The 16,283-nt window shown below is 44.6% G+C and carries 14 protein-coding genes; 4 read left to right on the top strand and 10 right to left on the bottom strand.

Annotated features, from left to right (window positions below):
• Positions 1 to 76 precede the first annotated feature (76 nt).
• Positions 77 to 559 (top strand): universal stress protein, encoded by a 483-nt coding sequence (locus V7Z60_RS00130; protein WP_003694453.1) that lies wholly within the window; start codon positions 77 to 79, stop codon positions 557 to 559.
• Positions 560 to 610: 51 nt separating this feature from the next.
• On the opposite strand, the gene V7Z60_RS00135 is transcribed toward V7Z60_RS00130, so the two are convergent.
• From V7Z60_RS00135 to V7Z60_RS00145, 3 genes are all read right to left on the bottom strand, one after another.
• Positions 611 to 1,165, bottom strand: a complete 555-nt coding sequence (locus V7Z60_RS00135) for a DNA-3-methyladenine glycosylase I (RefSeq protein WP_334115396.1) — start codon at positions 1,163 to 1,165, stop codon at positions 611 to 613.
• Positions 1,166 to 1,175: 10 nt separating this feature from the next.
• On the bottom strand, positions 1,176 to 2,636 hold the full coding sequence (locus V7Z60_RS00140) for a glycerophosphodiester phosphodiesterase (RefSeq protein WP_334115457.1): 1,461 nt from the start codon (positions 2,634 to 2,636) through the stop codon (positions 1,176 to 1,178).
• A 240-nt stretch (positions 2,637 to 2,876) separates the two neighbouring features.
• Positions 2,877 to 4,025: a D-alanine--D-alanine ligase family protein gene (locus V7Z60_RS00145; RefSeq protein ID WP_334115397.1), complete on the bottom strand. Its 1,149-nt coding sequence runs from the start codon at positions 4,023 to 4,025 to the stop codon at positions 2,877 to 2,879.
• Between the two features lie 290 nt (positions 4,026 to 4,315).
• Here V7Z60_RS00145 and V7Z60_RS00150 point away from each other — a divergent pair, with 290 nt between their 5' ends.
• Genes V7Z60_RS00150 through V7Z60_RS00160 form a run of 3 tightly spaced genes read left to right on the top strand, consistent with a single transcriptional unit; the run spans position 4,316 to position 8,932 of the window.
• Complete coding sequence (locus tag V7Z60_RS00150) at positions 4,316 to 5,848, top strand: exopolyphosphatase (protein WP_334115399.1); 1,533 nt, start codon at positions 4,316 to 4,318, stop codon at positions 5,846 to 5,848.
• Entirely contained in the window at positions 5,841 to 7,997 is a 2,157-nt protein-coding gene (locus V7Z60_RS00155; protein WP_334115401.1) for an RNA degradosome polyphosphate kinase, read from the top strand. The genes V7Z60_RS00150 and V7Z60_RS00155 overlap by 8 nt, the downstream gene beginning before the upstream one ends.
• Positions 7,997 to 8,932 (top strand): Ppx/GppA family phosphatase, encoded by a 936-nt coding sequence (locus V7Z60_RS00160; protein ID WP_334115402.1) that lies wholly within the window; start codon positions 7,997 to 7,999, stop codon positions 8,930 to 8,932. The genes V7Z60_RS00155 and V7Z60_RS00160 overlap by 1 nt, the downstream gene beginning before the upstream one ends.
• A 153-nt stretch (positions 8,933 to 9,085) precedes the next feature.
• Here V7Z60_RS00160 and V7Z60_RS00165 read toward each other — a convergent pair whose 3' ends face one another.
• From V7Z60_RS00165 to sufC, 7 genes are all read right to left on the bottom strand, one after another.
• Entirely contained in the window at positions 9,086 to 9,931 is an 846-nt protein-coding gene (locus V7Z60_RS00165) for a phosphotransferase (RefSeq protein WP_334115403.1), read from the bottom strand.
• A gap of 64 nt (positions 9,932 to 9,995) precedes the next feature.
• Positions 9,996 to 10,883, bottom strand: coding sequence for a DMT family transporter (locus V7Z60_RS00170; protein WP_334115404.1), 888 nt, complete (start codon positions 10,881 to 10,883; stop codon positions 9,996 to 9,998).
• A 229-nt stretch (positions 10,884 to 11,112) separates the two neighbouring features.
• On the bottom strand, positions 11,113 to 12,513 hold the full coding sequence (gene sufB, locus V7Z60_RS00175; RefSeq protein WP_334115405.1) for a Fe-S cluster assembly protein SufB: 1,401 nt from the start codon (positions 12,511 to 12,513) through the stop codon (positions 11,113 to 11,115).
• Positions 12,510 to 12,971: a Fe-S cluster assembly sulfur transfer protein SufU gene (gene sufU / locus V7Z60_RS00180; protein ID WP_334115407.1), complete on the bottom strand. Its 462-nt coding sequence runs from the start codon at positions 12,969 to 12,971 to the stop codon at positions 12,510 to 12,512. Before sufU ends, sufB begins: the two co-directional genes overlap by 4 nt.
• Positions 12,958 to 14,196, bottom strand: coding sequence for a cysteine desulfurase (locus tag V7Z60_RS00185; RefSeq protein WP_334115409.1), 1,239 nt, complete (start codon positions 14,194 to 14,196; stop codon positions 12,958 to 12,960). The genes sufU and V7Z60_RS00185 overlap by 14 nt, the downstream gene beginning before the upstream one ends.
• A complete protein-coding gene (gene sufD / locus V7Z60_RS00190) occupies positions 14,177 to 15,463 on the bottom strand; it encodes a Fe-S cluster assembly protein SufD (protein ID WP_334115411.1) in 1,287 nt (428 codons plus the stop codon). The genes V7Z60_RS00185 and sufD overlap by 20 nt, the downstream gene beginning before the upstream one ends.
• Before the next feature lie 10 nt (positions 15,464 to 15,473).
• Positions 15,474 to 16,253: a Fe-S cluster assembly ATPase SufC gene (sufC, locus tag V7Z60_RS00195; RefSeq protein WP_334115412.1), complete on the bottom strand. Its 780-nt coding sequence runs from the start codon at positions 16,251 to 16,253 to the stop codon at positions 15,474 to 15,476.
• Positions 16,254 to 16,283 lie beyond the last annotated feature (30 nt).

The raw sequence follows: 16,283 nt of genomic DNA on the forward strand, positions 1-16,283 counted from the left end.
AAAGTGAGCGTTTTCACTTTATTTTTTCACATAAATAAAGTAAAATGAATATGAAAGTAAAGAAAGGGTGAGTCAAATGTTACAAAGATACAAAAACATTCTTGTTCCTGTCGACGGGTCTCGCGAGGCTGAATTAGCATTCAAGAAAGCCGTTTCTGTCGCAAAGAGAAATGGTGATGAAACGACTCTTCATTTAGTTCACGTTGTCGATACGCGTGCTTTCCAAAATATTTCAAGCTTTGACACGGCAATGGTGGATCAGGTAACCGAAACCGCCAAGAAGACAATGGAAGGTTACGTTGAATCTGCCAAGGCAGACGGTGTTAAGAATATTGACTTCACGGTTGAATATGGTGCTCCAAAAGCCGTTATAGCAAAAGACATTCCGGAAGACCAGAAGATTGATTTGATTGTTATCGGTGCTACCGGTCTGAATGCCGTTGAACGCTTGTTGATTGGTTCGGTTACTGAGTACGTAACGCGTACGGCTCCATGCGACGTTTTGGTCGTCAGAACTGATCTCGATAATAAACCAGCGCTTAAAAAAGACGCCAAATAAGCTTAATCCTTGACGTACAGAACAGAAACCTTTTTCCGGGTTTCTGTTTTTTTATGATATTCTTGCCTGACAATCAATCAAATGATCATTGACGATTCCAACGGTTTCTAAAAAACTGTAGATTAAAACGGGCCCGACCATGACAAAACCTCTTTCGTGCATCTCATCCGAAATCTTTCTTGACAACAGCGTCTGCTCCGGAATCATCTCTGCATGAAGCCACTTATTGTCAATTGTTCTGAAACCGGTGTAGCTCCAAAGGAAATCATCCAATGTCTGCCCGTTTGCGCGCATTTCCCTGCTGACCCTCGCATTGCAGACAACGGCCGAAATTTTCCTTTTGTTTCGAATCATTCTTTTATCGCTGAGAAGTTCCTCGACTTCTTCCGTTGACATCTGCGCAACCTCATCAATTTCGAAGTCATGAAACGCCAGTCGCAAGTCATCCCGCTTATCCAGGACGGTCTCGTATGACAGTCCGGCCGCTAAGACGGAAAGACTCAAAAACTCGAAAAGCTTATTATCATCATGAACGGGGTGACCCCATTCCTCTTCATGAAATTTTGCCAAATTGGCTTTATTCAATACCCAAGGACAACTATCCATTCAAACACCTCTATTTCAACGTCACGTAACTGTTAATAAAACATCCCAAGGAAAGTTCGGCTTTTGTTGCTGTTTTCAAAACACGCCTGAGCTTGCTGCCGTTGTCGGTAATAATGCCATCGGCACCGATTGCGTAAACGCGAAGACAGTCTAACCTGTTATTGACGGTCCAGACATAGACCTTCTTTTTCCGGTCGTGCACGGCATTGATAAAAGAACGATTCATCGTTAAGAATTCGATTGAATAAAAATCCATCTCCCCCTCCGGCATCGAAAAAATTTCAAACGGCAAAACATACCCGCACTTCAAGCGTCTTTCGGAATCCTTCACACTGGCAATGATCCGATAATCCATTGAATGAATCATGTCGCCATGATCAACCATCGAATCAGCATACAAATGACAGAATTCAGCAGCCAAATCATAATTGTCATGTGCATCCGTCTTGATTTCGGTAATCAGCGGCTGCTTGATTTGATGCGCCACGTCAAGATACTGACTGTAGCCTGAAAGATATGCGGCATGACCTCTTTCTTTTATTTTTTGCTCTACCAGATCACCCAGACTGAGATTGTTTACTTCATGTTCCTTTCCTGAAGAATTTGCCAGCATTGCATCGTGAATCACGACGAAACGTCCATCAACCGTCTGTCTGACGTCAAGTTCTGAATAATCAGGAGAAAGATTTTCCTTTGAATCCTTAAGCGTGGGAACGGTATTCGGAACACCGTTGTTTCCGTCGGATCCGCGGTGCGCAACTATTTTAAAGTCGCTTTGAAGGTTCGGAACAAGCGAATTTTTGACAAATATCAATTGCACGACGGCCGCAATCAAAAAGCAGATTTTAACAGATCGGCTGACTCTTGAAACATGCGAATCGAATGAACAATTTCCAAAGTAAAGCCTAAAGCACGCCATTTGATACACGATAGTCAAAAGCCACTTCAGCATAAGAATCAGCATTTCCCCAAAAAGCTGAACATTGTCAGCCAGATGACTGCACAGCCAATATCCGATTTCAAAAAGAAACGCTGACCAAAGGATATATTCCGCTTCCAATAATAAAATGCGCAAAAAAAGACATCTGCTTTTTATTTTTTTTGAAAAAAACACCCCGACCGTTTCATCAGACACGGAACAAAAAAGCCAGATCATGCCAAAACCCCCGCAGACAACCATTAAAACAAACTGCCTTCGATGATCAAAAATCGTATTTTGCATCGCAGTCGGGACAGGAATTTGCGACAATACTCGAAATACGAACGGCATCCCCCTCCAGCTCAGACTGAGCAGACTGACCCGGACGAAACGGATGAGCTGCCTTCTTTCAGGTCTGATGTCACCAAATAAATATGCAGTTGTCAAATCCAGAGCCAAAAACAAAATCAGCAGCAAAACAACAAAAAACATGCCGTCAACTTTAAGCGCCAGCATCATGAACATCCATAATAATGACCACAACAACGCCATTCCAGGACGTTTGTACAATTTTTCAGTCAATTCCCTTAAAAAAGATATGCCGTTCGTCACTCGAAACACCCCTGACTATTAATTACTATATATCTTAGAAAAAAAGCTCAGCTCAGGCAAGTCAAAAAGTTTTCCTGAAATTTTCAAATGCAAAAAAACTCTGAGAACACGCTGATTCTCAGAGTTTTTCTGTAAATATCCGATTCTGACCACGAAAAAGCGAATCGATGACTTATCTGTTTACTTTTTGTCTTCGTCAGTCAAAAGCCCCTTGCCAAGTTTTTCTGAGCCGAGTTCGACAAAATCATAATGAAGCTTGGCATTATCTTCAAATTCATCAAAGGCCAGCTGAATCAGGCGATCTAGCAGATCCTTGTAGTTGATGCCGGAAACGGCCCACAATTGCGGATAAAGCGAAATATTCGTAAATCCTGGCAGAGTATTGACCTCACCGAAATAAGGCACGTCATTTTCATCAACAAGGAAGTCCATTCGTGCAAGACCGCGGTTTCCGAGAACGCGGAAGGCATCAAGCGACATTTGCTGAATTTCCTTCGTCAGCTTTTCCGGCAGTTCGACAGGAATTTCGAAAACGACGCCTGACGCATCAACGAACTTGTTGTTGTAGTCATAAAATGCATCCTCTGCAGGAACGCGGATGGCGCCGAGCTTTGATGCCTTGATGTCACGATTTCCCAAAACGGAGCATTCGACTTCGCGCGGATTGGCAATCGTTTCTTCAACCAGCACCTTGAAATCGTAATGGAATCCGTCCTGAACCGCCTTGTCGAACTCCTCCTTGTTCGAAACCTTGTAAATTCCAACGGATGAGCCCTGACGAGCAGGCTTGACGAACAACGTTTCTCCAAGTTCAGCAGCACATTTTTCATAAGTATATTCATTTTGATTCTCCGGCGTAACGACAACATACTTCGTATTGCGAATGCCATGATACGTCAGGAGCTGCTTTGTCAGATCCTTGTCGAATGAAACTGCCGAAGAAGCAATGCCGCTGCCGATATACGGCTTGTTAAGCAAACGGAACAAGCTTTGAACGGTTCCGTCTTCACCCATATTTCCGTGAATGACCGGAATGAACAGATCAATATCCCTGACTTCTGAAAGGCTTTGAATGTTAGCCAAAGGATTTGAGAAATCAACATCCTTGATTGCTTCTGCCACAACGGCATCTTCGGGTTCTCCGTCAAAAATTCTCATGGAATCCTTGTTGCCGAGCAAAAATCCCTGCTTGGTGAACATAAATACCGAAACTTCGTACTTATCTTTGTCCAACGCATCAAAAACCGTGTGAGCGGAACGTTTTGAAACATCGTGTTCTGATGAATTGCCGCCAAAAAGCAAAGCAATGTGTAACTTCTTTTCTGACATAATCTTAAATCATCCTCTGTAGATATAATTTTCTTATACGGCCATTTTTATTATACAATAAGTATTTGATTAAAGCACTAAAAAATTTCCATTTAATACCTATTAAGATAATACATGATATCCCTCGACATGTCACTCTTTTTGTCACCGCATTATGCCAAAGGCGTCAAATGACCTCACTGCACTTCGAAAACTGCGCTCATCCTGACATCTTTACGAAAACGTTATTTTATGTACCATCTTTTTCTGCTATGATTAAGTAGTAGATAACTTGAAACAGGGGTGATTTTGTGGCTGCAGACAAATTATACGGAATCATTTACATGTCGCCGCTCAAATTGAAATTGAACATTATCGATCTCAAAACGCAGGAAATCGTTGAAACGGCAAGTTCGGCCGTTTTCGTGCAGGAAAAGCACAAGTCTTCAATTTATCGCCATGAGCTTAAGAAAATCGTTTCTTCTCTTGACGGATTTTTGCAATTGCTGAAGGACTATCACGTCGATGATTATGATTTCTGGGCCAATCAGCAGCTCGTTGACGATGTTTCCGCCCGCTATCTGAGCGACCAGATTTACGTCAGAACCAAACTGAAAGTCAAATGGCTCAATACAAGTCAGATTACATACTACAAGACAATTGCAACAATGGAATGCTCAAAGCGCTTTGAAGACCTGAGCAAGGATACGATTTACCTGATGAACATCGGGTCTGCCACGATTACCCTTTCAAAATTCAGTCATCAGAAATTCCAGACCGCATGGAACATTGCAATCGGCTATCAGGAACTGGATGACATCACAAAGGAACTCCAGAATACGGCCGGAAACCCGGTTGAGGTCGTCAAGGACTATATCGACAGCAAATTTGCATTTCTGCGTCCGGAATTTGACAGGGAAAAAGGAAACGTTCACGTGTTCGTTCAGGATTCGCTTGTTCTCAACAAGCTGATGGATGCTGACGAAGATGCCATGGCACTTCAAAGCATTTCCCTGAAGGACTTCAATACGTTCGCCGATGAGGCAATCGATTCTCCGGACCAGTTTTTAAGTCAGCGTCTCGGAATCGATGAAAGTCTGGTAAACAGGATTGTTCCGGATATCCTGCTGGTCAGAAAGCTCTTGAAGCTTGCCGGTTCAAAAGATCTGATTCTGACGAAGATGACCGTTCCGGACGGAATCGCCATGCAGATCAGAAATGAACTCGGATATCTTGACATCGATTTAAACGACGTGATTCTTACATCCGCTGAAAATCTTGCCAAAAGATATCTTACAAACGAAAAGCATCGCAAGGCCACCGTCAAGTTTGCCCTTCACCTGTTTGATCAGCTGAAGAAGCTCCATCGTCTCGGCAAACGCGAGCGCCTGCTCCTTCAAATCGCCTCCTCATTGGATGACATCGGCAATTTCATCAACTCGCACGGTCATTACCGGCACTCTGCCTATATTTTGCAGGCAACGAAGCTGATTGGACTTTCCGATGAAGAAAATAAAATCATTGCGGATATCGCCCGCTACCATTCGGTCGAATCCCCTGCATTTGAACAGGCTCACTATCGCCATATCGAAGCAGATTCGCAAATTATCGTCGCTAAACTGGCTGCCATTTTGAGGCTGGCAGATGCACTGGATGATTCCGGCAAGCAGAAGATTCAAAAAATATCGGTTTCCCTGAAAAAGGATTCACTCGTCATCACTGCCTCTTCTTCACACAATCTTGCCTTGGAAAAATGGGCCTTCAATCACAAGGCCAGGTTATTTGAAGAAGTCTTCGGAATCAAACCTGTCTTGAAGCAAAGGAGAATCGGAAACAATGGCTAAGAAGTTTTCAAAGAATTCATATTTCAAAAACCGCGAACTAAGCTGGATCGATTTTAACGGCCGCGTTCTTGAGGAGGCAAGGGATGCTGACAATCCGCTGCTTGAGCGGATCAATTTTCTTGGAATCACTCAAAGCAACGTCGATGAGTTCTTCATGGTCCGCGTCGCATCACTCAATAAGCTCGTCTCAGTCAGAATCAACGACACCGATCCATCGGGCATGACCCCGAAGGAACAAATCGATGCAATCAATGAAAAAGAACACGATATGGTCGAAAAGCGCTATTCAACGCTCAACCGCTCACTTCTGCCGCTGCTTGAAAAAAACGGCATCTTCCTGCTGAAGCCGGCCGACTTGAACGAAGAACAGCAGGACTTCATCAAAAACTATTTTGAAGACGAACTCTACCCCGTTCTGACGCCGATGGCAGATGATTCTTCAAGACCTTTCCCGTTCATCAGCAACAATTCGCTCAACCTTGCAATTATGCTGAAAAATGCAGAGAACACTGACAAATTGTTTGCGACTTTGCGCATTCCCGACGTTTTTTCAAGAATCGTCAGACTTCCCGGCGGGGACAATGACTTCATCCTGCTTGAAGATATCATCAAGGAATACATCGGGCAGCTTTTCACCGGATTTTCAGTCGAAGAAACTGCAGTCTTCAGAGTAATCCGCGACATGGACCTTGACGTTGCCGAAAAAGACTCATCCGATCTGCTGCGCGCCGTTCAAAATCAACTTAAGGAACGTGAGCACGGTGGCGTGGTACGCCTTGAAATCGAAAATACGATTGGGGACGTTTTGAAGAAACGCCTGATTAAAACGCTGAAAGTTGCCAAAAATGCCATTTACCTCATCAACGGACCCGTTGACCTGACGTTTTTGAAAAAACTGCCGCGTCTTGTCTCAGACCACGATGATCTGAAATACCCTGCATTTAAAAAGCATCTTGATCCAAGCCTTTCAATGAATGAAAACATCTTTGACTCAATCAGAAAAAAGGACTATCTGCTGCAGCACCCCTATGATTCGTTTGATGCCGTGACTGACTTCATCCACCAGGCTGCAACGGACCCGAACGTTTTGGCCATCAAGATGACCCTTTACCGCGTTTCCGGCAATTCTCCGATTATCAAATATCTGGGAATGGCTGCCGAATCAGGCAAGCAGGTCACAGTTCTTGTTGAAGTCAAGGCTCGATTTGACGAGGAAAACAACGTCAGATGGGCAAAGCATCTTGAGGAAATGGGATGCCACGTCATTTACGGTCTGGTAGGCCTCAAGACACACTCTAAAATCGCACTCGTCATCAGAAGGGATGATGACGGAATCAGACGCTACCTTCATCTTGGAACCGGCAACTACAACGACGTCACCGCAAACTTCTACACGGACATGGGTCTTCTGACGTGCAACAGGGACATGGGAATCGACGCTTCAAACCTTTTCAACATGCTTTCAGGCTTTTCCAGGCCGCCGTACTTCCACCTGCTGCGCAATTCACCCAACAACATCCGCAAGTTCATCAACGAGAAAATCGATGATGAAATAGATGCCGCCAAAAACGGACGTCCCGCCTTCATCAAGATGAAAATGAACTCCCTGTCAGATCCCAAGATCATAGAGAAACTGTATGAGGCTTCAGCTTCCGGCGTCAAGATTCAGCTGATCATCCGCGGCATCTGCTGTTTAAAGACTGACATTCCGGGGATTTCCGAAAACATTGAGGTTCATTCCATCGTCGGTCGTTTCCTTGAACACAGTCGCATCTATTACTTCTACAACAACGGAAACGAAGACATCTACCTTTCATCGGCAGACATGATGACACGAAATCTTAATCGTCGCGTTGAACTTCTCTTTCCGCTGATTCAGTCCGACACGAAAAAGCGCGCAATTGCAATCTACAACGAAATGTGGGAAGATAACATCAAGACCCGCATTCTTCACGGTGACAAGTTCAGCCGAATCGACCGTCGCGGACTGATTCCGAACAACTCGCAGGAAAGGTTCATTCAAGATGCCAAAAAAGAGAATGCGAGACTCAAGAAATTGAAAAAGGAAGCCCTGAACGGTCAAAACGCCTTTCAGCCGATGACAAAGCACGAAGCAGGCCTTCCTTTTGAAAGCGAGGAAGATGATTGATGGAAAATTACGTTGTGATTGACCTTGGTTCCAACTCAGTTCGTTTGCGAATCACGAACATTGCCGATGACGGAACGCTTACCGTCACACATCAGCTGAAGGAATACGTCCGCCTTTCAGAAAACATGGGGCAGGAGAAGACCCTGAAGCAGGAGCCGGTCAAACGTACACTGCAGGCATTGAAATCCTTCAAGGACATCTATTCGAAACTGGAGAATCCAAACGTCAACGCCATTGCAACCGCTGCCGTACGCCAGGCGACAAATCAGAAGGAGTTTCTGAATCTCGTCAGAAAGAAGCTTGGTATTGAATTCAAAGTCATCACCGGAAAACGTGAGGCTTATCTTGATTTTCTGGGAGTCACGAGGACGCTTCCGGTCAGGGACTGCCTGATCATGGATACCGGCGGAGCAAGTACCGAGCTTATTCTGGCTAAAGACGGCCAGGTCAGAAATCTGATCAGTCTTCCTTTTGGATCGGTCACCATTTCTGCCGCCCATCATCTTGACGACAAAATTTCAGCACGGCATCTTTTCAATGCAATGACCAGCGTTGAAAAGGAACTGACCAACGTTGACTGGCTGACGGAAGCACATAAGATTCCGCTGATCTGCCTTGGAGGAAGCAACCGTACTTTAGCCAAAATTGCCAGAAGACGCGAATTTCAAGATAATGATCTTCCTGAACTTCACGGATACCGTCTTCCTTCAGACAAGGCATTTGAAATTGTCGGTGACTTGATTGATATGGACAAGAAGCAGCGTGAAGGCGTTCCCGGTCTGGCAAAATCCAGAGCCGACGTCGTCGTTGGCGGATTAACGCCGCTCATTTTGATTCTGAGAACCTGCCATATCGATGAGATACTATTTTCAAATCATGGCCTGCGAGAAGGAAGCCTGTTTGAATATCTGGACAAGAAAAAAGAGCTGGCTTGAAATATACAAATGAGCTTTAAAAAAACGGATTGGACTTGCAATCAACTGCAATTCCAATCCGTTTTTTGAGTGTGCCGAAATCAATTCAAAAAACAGGGCCGTTCATCACATCCTTGAAGGAACATGTATCCCCGCTTTCAAGAAGCCATCTTCTCAATCCAACTCGACAATGGCGTCGCCGTTTTCAATCGTCTTCAGCATCCTGTCAGGCATGTCGCCGAATTTTTCGCGTTCATGCGTAACATGGAAGCGACAGATGTCCAAGGCACAGAGGAACAGCAGGCAGCGCTGCAATCCATACCCTGGAATCTCAAAGTCACAGACTTTCCTGTAACCTTCGATAAAGCTCGACCGGAGTCTGGGATTCTTGACCTCATTGTAGAAAATCTTAATGAAATCTTCATATGCAACACCGACAGAAGCCCACTCAAAATCAATCAGAACTTCAGAATCCTTATAACGCTTAATGTTTCTCAAGCTGAAATCTCCGTGCAGGACAACATGCGGCAACTGTCTGTATTCTTCATCGGCCTGATCAAAATCCGGTCTCAGGATCCCCATGGCCTTCTTGACGTCTTCTTCATATCTGGTATTCTTCAAGCCGTCAACGGCATTTAAGATCCGGTCTGACAGTTTTACATTCGTATAATCTGCAACAAGCACCTTGTCAGTAACCTTTTGATGAAACCTCGCCAGCATCCCGCCGTATTGAGCTGCCCGTTGTTCATCAACCGGCTCAGTATCCGTATCATGCAGCTCACGATCAATCAGGACAACGATGTATTTGTCGCCAAAAATCACGCTGTCGAGATATATCTCGGGACAATAGACCTGATTGACGTTTTGTTCTGCATAGAACATTTCGCTTTCAGTAAAGATCTTGACAAACAAGTCCTTGTCAAAACGAGTGCTGTGCCCGACAAGATGCTGATTGCCGGCAATGTCGTGTATCTTCTTGAAATCTGCTGCATAATAGTCGTTTAAAAATCCAATCAGCATAAAAAACCTCCTTAAGATATCCTTAACTCCAATTTTAAGAAAACATCTCAGAACATGCAAGATGCTATTTGCCCTTCAGAGCCATTGCCTGCAGAAAAGCGGTCGACAGAATCAAAGCGGCACCCAATGTCTGAAAGACCCCCAAAGTCTCATGAAACCAAATCACTGATAAAACGTTGGCCGTCAATGGTTCAAATGCACTCAACATTCCGGTCGTAGAAGCCGGAATGTACTTCACGCTTTGAAGATAGCACAAGTAGGCTGCCATCGTCCCGAAAATGATGATATATGCAAATGATCCCGCAGTAAACGGAGTTATTGAAGGAATCTTCGTGGTCAAAATCAAAGGCCAGAATAAAATGCTGCCGACAAGCATTCCCAATCCTGTTACCAGACGCGCATCAAACTGCTCAAGCAGTCGTCTTGGAATCAAAGTATAGGAAGCCTGGCTGGCGCCTGCCATAATCCCCCAGAAAACGCCTGCCCCGGATAACGCCAGTGTGCCGATTCTTCCGTTCGTAACAACAAGAACCGTTCCCAGTACCGCAATCGCCAATGAAATCACGTCGATTCTCGGTGGAAGCTTACGATACTGAACCGCAAGGCAGATAATGATGAATACAGGCCCCAAAAACTGCAGAATCGTTGCAGTTGAAGCATTTCCGTATCTGATTGCAAGGAAAAAGGTCAACTGTGAAGGAACCATCCCGAAAACGGCAAATAAAATCAACGGCACCAAGTTTTTCCTTTTAAGAATTTCTTTATGCTGCGCTTTATCAGTCGAAATAAACCCCCAGACCGAAAGCAGAATTCCTGCTGACAACAAACGTACCCCGACCAGCCATAACGGTTTAACATTTTGTGCAAACAATGCCTGCGCAAACGGACCGGAAATTCCCCAGAACATCGTTCCGATAATTGCAAGCATGATTCCCTGATTTCTCTTAGACATTTCCCTACCTCGATAAATTTGTTTATATGCAATTCTAACACACGATTGAACTAAAAGACAGACATTGATTCAAGTTGCCTTCCATGCTCTGAATTTACCGGTACCTGCATATCAGAAGCTTGTCATCCGTACGAAAAAACGAATTAGACTGCAATTAACTGCAAATCTAATCCGTTTTTTCAATTTGAGGCATGGTTCTTCACAGCCTCTTTAGCAACCTGTACCAGTCTTATCCCACAGAACCTTCCATTTGATAGTTGATAAGGCGGTTGAGCTCAACTGCATATTCCATCGGAAGTTCTTTCGTAAAGGGTTCAACAAATCCCATGACGATCATCTCAGTGGCCTTTTCTTCAGGAATACCGCGACTCATCAGATAATAAAGCTGTTCTTCCGAAATCTTTGAGACCTTGGCCTCATGTTCCATTGAAACGTTACCGTTCAGAATTTCATTGTACGGAATCGTATCGCTTGCAGATTTCTCATCCATGATGATTGTATCACATTCGACATGGGCAAAGGATCCGTCAGATTTACGCCCGAAACGAACGTGTCCGCGATAATCTACGCGTCCTCCGTCTTTGCAAAGCGACTTCGAAACGATTGAACTCGTCGTGTTGGGCGCATTATGAATCATGCGTGCGCCAGTGTCTGAATCGATGTCCTTTCCTGCAAATGCAATTGACAGCATCGTTCCACGTGCACCCTTTCCGTCAAGATAGACACTAGGATATTTCATCGTGACTTTTGATCCAAGGTTTCCGTCAACCCATTCCATCGTGGCATTTTCAAGCGCTCTGGCACGCTTTGTTTCCAAACTGTACACGTTGTCGGACCAATTTTGAATCGTCGTATAACGGCAGTAGGAATCCTTCAGACAATAAACCTCAACAACCGCAGCATGCAGACTGTCCTTTGAGTAATTCGGAGCCGTGCACCCTTCAACATAGTTGATGCTTGCGCCTTCGTCGACAATAATCAGCGTCCGTTCGAATTGTCCGGAATTCCCGGCATTGATTCTGAAATAGCTTTGGATAGGTACATTGACTTTAACACCCTTCGGAACATAGATGAACGAACCGCCTGACCAGACGGCAGAATTCAAGGCAGCCATCTTGTTGTCCGATGGCGAAACAAGTTTCCCGAAGTACTTCTTCACAAGTTCCGGATATTCTTTGACGGCAGAATCGGTATCCATGAAAACAATGCCTAATTTGTCGAAATCCTCTCGCATGTTGTGATAAACAACTTCTGATTCATACTGTGCGGATGAACCTGCCAGATACTTTCTTTCCGCCTGAGGCACCCCCAAACGGTCAAACGTCTTCTTAATCTCTTCAGGAACATCATCCCAATCTCTGGCAACACCTTCTGAATCACGACGAAAATAATTGATATGCTCAAAATCAAGCGGACTCAAATCCGGGCCAAAATCAGGCATTGAAAGATTCTTATATGTCTCATATGCTTTCAATCTGAAATCAAGCATCCATTCCGGCTCATTTTTTGCCTCGGAAATCTCCTTTACGATTTCTTCGGTTAATCCTTCACCGGTCGTGTAAATAGGTTCAATATCGTCTTTGAAACCGTACTTATATTCACCGCCAAGTTCTGGCATTTTTTCTGTCATTGCCTGTCAACCCCCTCGTTATTTTCTCCTAAAGCTTGATATATTGCCTTCCAAGCCAAAGTGGCACATTTGATTCGTGCAGGAAACTGCGCAACGCCTTCCAAAATTGAAGCGTCGCCTAAAATTTCGTCATAATCTTCTTCATTTTCAGCTTTTCCTGTGACCATGTCGGAAAAAGCCACAACCATCTTTTCAATCTCATCTGGAGTTTTGCCGATAACCTCATCCGTCATCATCGATGCCGAAGCCTGTGAAATCGTGCATCCTTCACCGGAAAATGCAATATCTGAAACCTTGCCGTCGTCCATCTTCAACTGCAAAATCAAAACGTCCCCGCAGGTCGGATTGCGTAATTCAAGTTGATGATCGGAATCTTCAAGCGTTCCGTGGTGATGAGGGTGATCCGCATGCTCAAGAATCATCTGCCGATACAAGTTGTCCAATCTAGATAGTGCCATGTTTGAAGAACTCCTTCGTTGCCAAAATTGCCTTTATCAGCTGATCCGCATCAGTTTTGGTATTGTAAAAATAAAAACTTGCCCTGACCGTTGCCGGAACCTTCAGATACTTCATCAAAGGCTGAGCGCAATGATGTCCGGCCCTGACGGCCACGCCTTCCATATCAAGCGCGGTTGCGACATCATGCGGGTGAATCCCTTCAAGATTGAATGAAATCACACCGGTATGCTTGTCTGATTCCTCAGGCCCATAAACGGTAAGACCATCAATTTGAAGAAGCTTGGGCAACACGTACTCAACCAGTTCATGCTCGGTTTTTTCGATTTCCTCATAGCCCACGTCCTGCAAGTAGTCGATTGCGGCACCTAACCCGATGACACCTGCAATATTCTGGGTTCCTCCTTCAAATTTCCAGGGAACTTCCTTAAAGGTTGAATGATCCAATTCGACAAAGTCAATCATTTCACCACCGTATTCAAGCGGTTTCATCCGTTCAAGCAGTTCCATCTTCCCAAAAAGAATGCCGATTCCGGTCGGACCAAGCATCTTGTGACCGGAAAAAGCCAGGAAATCAACATCCAGGTCCTGAACGTCAACTTTCATGTGCGGCAAGGACTGAGCACCGTCGACAACCATATAGGCTCCGTTCTCATGCGCCAGTCTGGCCAGTTCCTTGATAGGATTGACAACTCCCATGACGTTTGAGGCCTGAGCTATTGATACGATTCTTGTCTTTTCCGTGATCTTTTCTCTGGCATCTTCAAAATCAAGCTCGCCATTTTCCGTTAATTTCACATACTTGAGTCTGGCACCCGTTTTTTCACACAGAATCTGCCACGGAACAATATTTGAATGATGTTCCATGTAGGAAACGACAATCTCATCGCCTGCCTTGACGACTTGTGAACCAAACGAAGCAGCAATCCAATTCAAGCCTTCGGTCGTCCCTTTGGTATAGACTATTTCGCGTTCGCTTTTTGCATTAATCAGGTTCTTTACCTTAAATCTGGTCTGCTCAAACTGCTCAGTCGCACGCTCGGCCAAAGTGTGAACGCCACGGTGAACGTTGGCATTGTCTCTTAAAAAGTAATTGCTGACGGCATCGATAACCTCTTTTGGCTTTTGCGACGTTGCCGCATTGTCAAGATAAACCAGACGTTCATCATTTACGATCTGATCCAAAATCGGGAAATCTTTGTAAATTTCATTCATCTTCCTGGCCATCTATCAATTTCTCCTCAATCATGTCTGAAAGCCTCTTTCTGACCGAGATACTTGGCACCGCAGTCAAAACCGGACCTAAAAAGCCTCTGATAACCAATCTTTCAGCAAGTTTTTTCGGAAGTCCGCGACTCATCAAATAATACAGCTGTTCTTCGTTTACGCGTCCAACGCTCGCGGCATGACCTGCAGAGACGTCATTGTCATCAATCAACAGAATCGGGTTGGCATCCCCTCTTGCTTTGGTTGAAAGCATCAAAACACGACTTTCCTGTTGGGCATCTGCCCCCTTTGCTCCGTGAATAATGTGACCGATACCGTTAAAAATCAACGATGATCTTGCCAGGATAACGCCATGCTGCAAGATATGGCCAATGGAGTGCTTGCCATAGTTCGTAACGCGCGTGTCGATTCCCTGAACCTGTTTGCCGGTCGTAATCGCAACAACCTTGGCCTCTGCATGGGATCCGTTTCCAATCAGATCAGAATCAAAATCTCCAACGATATTTCCGTCATTCATCATCCCCATTGACCAGTCGATTTTGGCATCCTGTTCAAGGTAGCCGCGACGATTAAGATACGTGGTCGTATTCTCGCCCAGACGATCAAAGCTTGCAAACTTGACGTGAGATCCCGGGCGGGCGATTACTTCAACGATAATGTTCGCCGTTGTCTCGTTGTTTCCGACCGTCAATAAATTTTCAAGATATGAAACCTCGCTGCATGAATCAGCAATCAGCAAAACATGATGAACGTAATCCTCATCTTTTGTCGCATCCTGGATGAAATAAGTCATAATCGGCTTATTGATGACCGTGTTTTTAGGAATATAAATCAAGGCCCCGCTCGTAACCTTGGCCGCATGCTGTGCAGTTAACCGGTTTTCGTCAGCTTTGACCGCCTTTTGCATATAATATCGTTCAAAAAGCTCACGATGCTCGGTTAACGCTGTCTTTAAATCAGCAACTATCACACCTTTTTCTTTAAGTTCTTCTGAAATCTTGATGGTGTCCGTCGATTGACCAAACTCAATCAAGAGATTTTCACTGTCATCGATGACGGATTTTTCATTCCCGTCAAGCTCGCTCCTGCTAAAAACGAGTTCTCTTTCAAGCTGAATCGGCCAACGCTGATACTTTATTTTTTGAAATGAAGGCATGGGAAGACTTTTCGCCTTATCAAAAGCAGCTCTTCTCTTTTCAGTAAACCATCCCGGTTCGCCGGCATTTTTTGCATACGTCTCAAACTTTTCCGTTGTCATTTCGCTCATGCCAGCCCTCCTATGCGTTTTCGTCAGTCAGCTTAATATCAAGTCCAAGCTCATCACGAAGGCCTGCGTACCCTTCATCTTCAAGCTTCCTGGCAAGCTCAGGACCACCTGTTTTTACAATCCTGCCGCCCATCATTACGTGAACGACGTCCGGGACGATGTAGTTGAGCAACCGCTGATAGTGAGTAATGATCAATGATGAAAATTCAGGGCCGCGCATCTCATTGACACCTTTTGAAACAACTTTCAAAGCATCGATATCAAGACCTGAATCAATTTCATCCAAAATTGCAAATTTAGGTTTAATCATCATCATCTGCAGAATCTCATTACGCTTTTTTTCACCACCTGAAAAGCCTTCGTTCAAGTAACGTTCAGCCATTTCATCGGTCATGTCCAGAAAATTCATTGTCTTTGAAAGCTCTTTTAAAAATTTGCGAATCGAAACCGGGTCCTCTTTCGGACGACGTGCATTAATTGCTCCGCGGATAAACTCAGCGTTCGTTACGCCGGGAATTTCCGACGGATATTGCATCGCCAGAAACAGCCCTAAGCGCGCACGTTCATCAACCGGCTTGTCCAACAAGCTTTCACCGTCAAGCAAAACATCGCCCTGAGTGATCTTGTAAGCAGGATTACCCATGATGGATTCAGATAAAGTTGATTTACCCGTTCCGTTAGGACCCATGATTGCATGGATTTCACCCGTTTTCATCATCAGATTTACACCCTTTAAAATTTCCTTTCCCTCAACGGTTACGTGCAAATCTTTAATTTCAAGTGTTGACATTCTTTCATCCCTCCATCAACTAGATAAATC

Source organism: Ligilactobacillus sp. (assembly GCF_036846325.1).
GTDB lineage: Bacteria > Bacillota > Bacilli > Lactobacillales > Lactobacillaceae > Ligilactobacillus.

Bases quoted from the DNA above. Each gene is read 5' to 3' on its own strand.
- V7Z60_RS00130 (WP_003694453.1), top strand. From the start codon at position 77: ATGTTACAAAGATACAAAAACATTCTTGTTCCTGTCGACGGGTCTCGC.
- V7Z60_RS00135 (WP_334115396.1), bottom strand. From the start codon at position 1,165: ATGGATAGTTGTCCTTGGGTATTGAATAAAGCCAATTTGGCAAAATTT.
- V7Z60_RS00140 (WP_334115457.1), bottom strand. From the start codon at position 2,636: ATGGCGTTGTTGTGGTCATTATTATGGATGTTCATGATGCTGGCGCTT.
- V7Z60_RS00145 (WP_334115397.1), bottom strand. From the start codon at position 4,025: ATGTCAGAAAAGAAGTTACACATTGCTTTGCTTTTTGGCGGCAATTCA.
- V7Z60_RS00155 (WP_334115401.1), top strand. From the start codon at position 5,841: ATGGCTAAGAAGTTTTCAAAGAATTCATATTTCAAAAACCGCGAACTA.
- V7Z60_RS00160 (WP_334115402.1), top strand. From the start codon at position 7,997: ATGGAAAATTACGTTGTGATTGACCTTGGTTCCAACTCAGTTCGTTTG.
- V7Z60_RS00165 (WP_334115403.1), bottom strand. From the start codon at position 9,931: ATGCTGATTGGATTTTTAAACGACTATTATGCAGCAGATTTCAAGAAG.
- V7Z60_RS00170 (WP_334115404.1), bottom strand. From the start codon at position 10,883: ATGTCTAAGAGAAATCAGGGAATCATGCTTGCAATTATCGGAACGATG.
- sufB (WP_334115405.1), bottom strand. From the start codon at position 12,513: ATGACAGAAAAAATGCCAGAACTTGGCGGTGAATATAAGTACGGTTTC.
- sufU (WP_334115407.1), bottom strand. From the start codon at position 12,971: ATGGCACTATCTAGATTGGACAACTTGTATCGGCAGATGATTCTTGAG.
- V7Z60_RS00185 (WP_334115409.1), bottom strand. From the start codon at position 14,196: ATGGCCAGGAAGATGAATGAAATTTACAAAGATTTCCCGATTTTGGAT.
- sufD (WP_334115411.1), bottom strand. From the start codon at position 15,463: ATGAGCGAAATGACAACGGAAAAGTTTGAGACGTATGCAAAAAATGCC.
- sufC (WP_334115412.1), bottom strand. From the start codon at position 16,253: ATGTCAACACTTGAAATTAAAGATTTGCACGTAACCGTTGAGGGAAAG.